Raw genomic sequence first — 3,806 nt, 5'->3', positions numbered from 1 at the left:
TGCTCGACGAGTGGGTCTTGACGCCGATGCCGAGGTCCACGCTGAGGTCGAGCGCCTCCTTGTTGGTGAGGCCGAGCTCCTTCGCGAGTTCGTGGACGCGGATCTTTCCTGCCAAGGCGGTTGCCAGTCCTTCGGGGTCGTGACCCGTGCCGATGCACGGGTCTTCCATCTTCGCGCACGCAGGTACCGGCCTGCGAAGTCGCCGCCACCAGCGGTCGACTCACGAGTCGGTCGGGGTTGCTCTGGCTCGGGGGGCGTCGGTGCGGCCCTCCGGTGTGCCCGTGGGGGCGGTGATCTCCTCACCGATCGCCTCGATGGCGGCGGCGCGGATGTCACCCCGCAGCGCCCGGCCGAAGGCCCGGCGCCGCCCGGCCTCGGCCACGCACGCCGGATCGGGGTGCAGCCACGCACCCCGGCCGGGGTGCCGGCGTCCTATGACCAGGCTCCCGTCGTCGCCACGGGCCAGGCGTACGAGCTCGCTGGGGGTGGCGGTGCGGCGACAGCCGATGCAGGTGCGGCGGGGGCCGACGCGGTCCCCGCCGTCCACGGCTGCTACTGGTCCTCGGGCATGGCGCCGGCGGCGATCTCCGCCTCGGGCGTGGCGCCCGAGGCGGCGTCGACCCCGGCCGGCGTCGGGTCGGCGGCCCCGGCCACCTCGTCGGCGGCGACGGCCTCGGTGGAGACGGCCGACTCGTCACCCGACGACTCCGGGTCGATGCTGATGGCAGCGTCCTCGTCCGCGACATCGGGCACCGTTGCGGCGTCGGTCGCGAGGGTTCGGTCGGCCACCGGCGGGGCATCGGCGTCGCTCGTGGGGCTGGCGTCGGTCGTCGCCGCGTCGGCCTCGTTCTGCTCGGTGGCTGTGGCCCAGGCCAGGGCGGAGAGGGCGTCGCTGCCGTCGGCCGGCTGCCAGAGCTGCTCGCCGGTGGCGGTGTCGGTGATCCACTCGCCCTCGGCCCAGTCCTGGTTGGCGTAGGCCTCTTCCTCGGCCAGCTGGGTCTCGCTCTTGATGTCGACGCGCCAGCCCGACAGGCGGGCGGCCAGGCGCGCGTTCTGGCCCTCCTTGCCGATGGCCAGGGAGAGCTGGAAGTCCGGGACGATGACCGTGGCGGTGCCGGTGTCGTAGTCGAGACGGACCTCCTTCACCTTGGCCGGCGCCAAGGCCTTGGCCACCAGGTCCTCGGGGACGTCGGTGAACGGGACGATGTCGATCTTCTCGCCGTTGAGCTCGTTGACGACCATCCGCACGCGAGCGCCGCGGGCGCCGACGCACGCGCCGACGGGGTCGACGTTGGTGTCGTTGGACCAGACCGCGATCTTGGTGCGGTGCCCCGGTTCGCGGGCGCACGCCTTGAGCTCGACGATGCCCTCGGCGATCTCGGGCACCTCCATCTCGAAGAGGCGGCGGATCAGGCCGGGGTGGGTGCGGCTGACCACGATCTGAGGGCCCTTGACCGTCTTGCGCACCTCGACGATGTAGGCCTTCAGGCGGGCGTTGGCCTGCGGACGTTCGTGGGGGACCTGCTCGGCCTGGGGCAGCAGGGCCTCCACGCCCCGGTTGAGCTCGAGGAGCGTGTAGCGCGAGTCGCCCTGCTGGATGATGCCGGTGACGATGTCGCCCTCACGCCCGGAGTACTCCTCGTACTTCATCTCACGGTCGACCTCGCGCAGGCGCTGGTTCATCACCTGGCGAGCGGTCTGGGCCGCGATGCGCCCGAAGTCGGGCGGGGTGACATCAGTGACGTCGCCGTAGGGCTCGCCGTCCTCGTCGATCTCCTGGGACCAGACGAGGATGTCGAAGGTGTCGGGGTCGATGGTGACCCAGGCGTAGTCCTTGGCCCCGGGAATGCGGCTGTAGGCCGACTCCATGGCGTCGGCCAGGGCTCCCATCAGGGTCTCCGACGAGATGCCACGGTCCGCGGCCAGGGCCTGAAGGGCCTCCATCATGTCGAGCTTGCGGGTCATGGCTTCGCTGCCTTCTTCGGGTTGGGGGGCCTGCTCTTGGACGATGGGCTGCCGGGCTTGGGGCCCGGCCCCCACTCGAACACGGTGCGGGCCCGTTCGATCTGGTCGTAGCGCAGGGTGTGGGTCGCGGCGTCAGCCTCAGCGGTGCCGTCGGGGACCTCATCGGTGCGCACGGTGATGCCCTCGGCATCGGCGGCCACCAGGGTGCCGCGGAAGCGTCGTCCGGCCCCGGTGCCGGCGTTGGTCCGGACGTTGACGACCTGGCCCACCACCCGTTCGAAGTGCGCCGGGGTGCGGAGCTTGCGCTCGAGGCCCGGGCTCGAGACCTCGAGGGTGTAGCGACCGGGCACCGGGTCGTCCTCGTCGAGCAGCCGGGAGATCTGTCGGGTCAGGCGGGCGATGATGTCGAGGTCGAGGTCGCCGTCGCGGTCGACGGTGACACGGAGCACGCCCCCGGCCAGCTCGACGTCGACCAGCTCGACCTCGAGGGCGTCGCAGACGGACGCGGCAAGGTCGCGAACGCGATCGGTCGCTCCCATGTCCACGTCACCTCCGGTCGTCTCGTCGTCGATCCGTGCCGCTGCCCTGTCAGTAGAAAGGCGTGGGCAGAGCCCACGCCTCTCCTCAGCGTCCCACCCTGGTGGGTGAGGCCCGCCAGCATAGCGGTCACCGCCGAGCGGCGAAGGGGCGACACCCAGGCCCGATGGGACAGCGCCGCCCGGCGGTGCGCACCGTGGGGGCATGGCCCTCCCCCCCTTGTCCCCCCCTGCTGCGGCACGGCGTCGACCTCGCCCTCGAGGTCGCCGTCGTCCCCAGCTTCAGTCGCATCGGCAGCGTGGTGCGGGCACGGGTCGAGGGGTGGGAGCCTCCGGCGCCTGGCACGCTTGACGGCGGGGTGGTCGTGGTCACGGGGGCGACCTCCGAGGCCGGGCCACCGCTGCGGCCCTCGGGGCCCTGGCGCCGCCGTCGAGCTGGCACCAGACGGTGTGCGCCTGCCCACCAGCTCGGATCCGAAGGGCGGGTGTTCCTCGGACGGCCGTGGTCAGTACGAGCGGGCGACGGTGGCCACGCTGCCGGGCTCGTCGTCGCTCGCGGCGACGTCGCCGTCGGGCCCCTGCAGGCAGCGCACCGTGACGCCCTCGGCCTTGAGCGCGGCGAGCCCCTCGGCGTCGAGGTCCTCCCACCGCATGCGGGCGAAGCCGGTCGCCGCCGCGTCGATGGCCTCGGCCACGCCGCCCGCGTCGACGGTGCGCTCGTCGCGCCGGGCGCGCGCGGCCTCCAACATGGCGGTCTGGATCGCCCCGAGCAGGCCGGTCACGTGGCCGGTCAGCGCGGAGAGGCCCACGGTGGCCTTGCCGGGCTCGTCGCGACGCACGACGGTGGCCTCCTCGTTCTCGAGGTCGCGGGGACCGAGCTCGATGCGCACGGGCACGCCCTTGAGCTCCCAGGCGGTGGCCCGCCGCCCGAAGCCGACATCGACGCGATCATCGACGGCGACCCGCACGCCTGCGGTGCGCAGGGCCTCGGCGATCAGGCGGGCCCGCTCCCCCACCCCGTCGCCGGCGCGGACGACGAGGATCACGACCTGCGTGGGGGCGAGGCGCGGGGGGAGCCTGAGCCCGGCGTCGTCGCCGTGGGCCATGATCAGCCCGCCCATCATGCGGGTCGAGACGCCCCACGAGGTCGTCCAGACCAGCTGCTGGGAGGCCTCGGCGTCCTGGTAGACGATCTCGAAGGCCCGGGCGAAGTTCTGGCCCAGCTCGTGGCTGGTGCCCATCTGCAGCGCCTTGCCGTCGCCCATCATGGCCTCGGTGGTCATGGTGTTGGTGGCGCCGGGGAAG

The 3,806-nt window shown here is 72.8% G+C and carries 5 protein-coding genes; all 5 read right to left on the bottom strand.

Annotated elements, in window-relative coordinates:
* Window positions 1-115 (bottom strand): translation initiation factor IF-2 N-terminal domain-containing protein (locus VNL12_RS21035; protein WP_414654923.1); only part of this gene is annotated, 115 nt, incomplete at its 3' end.
* A 105-nt stretch (window positions 116-220) separates the two neighbouring features.
* Window positions 221-547, bottom strand: a complete 327-nt coding sequence (locus VNL12_RS17300; protein WP_325596193.1) for a YlxR family protein — start codon at window positions 545-547, stop codon at window positions 221-223.
* A gap of 5 nt (window positions 548-552) precedes the next feature.
* Complete coding sequence (nusA, locus tag VNL12_RS17295) at window positions 553-1,965, bottom strand: transcription termination factor NusA (protein WP_325596192.1); 1,413 nt, start codon at window positions 1,963-1,965, stop codon at window positions 553-555.
* On the bottom strand, window positions 1,962-2,504 hold the full coding sequence (gene rimP, locus VNL12_RS17290) for a ribosome maturation factor RimP (protein ID WP_325596191.1): 543 nt from the start codon (window positions 2,502-2,504) through the stop codon (window positions 1,962-1,964). Before rimP ends, nusA begins: the two co-directional genes overlap by 4 nt.
* Window positions 2,505-3,007: 503 nt before the next feature.
* On the bottom strand, window positions 3,008-3,806 hold a 799-nt coding region (locus VNL12_RS17285; RefSeq protein ID WP_325596190.1), incomplete at its 5' end, for a His/Gly/Thr/Pro-type tRNA ligase C-terminal domain-containing protein.

Origin of the sequence: Iamia sp. (assembly GCF_035575815.1) — a bacterium.
GTDB lineage: Bacteria > Actinomycetota > Acidimicrobiia > Acidimicrobiales > Iamiaceae > Iamia.
The sequence above is the reverse complement of the archived record's forward strand: the minus strand, read 5'-3'. Positions and strand labels throughout refer to the sequence as shown.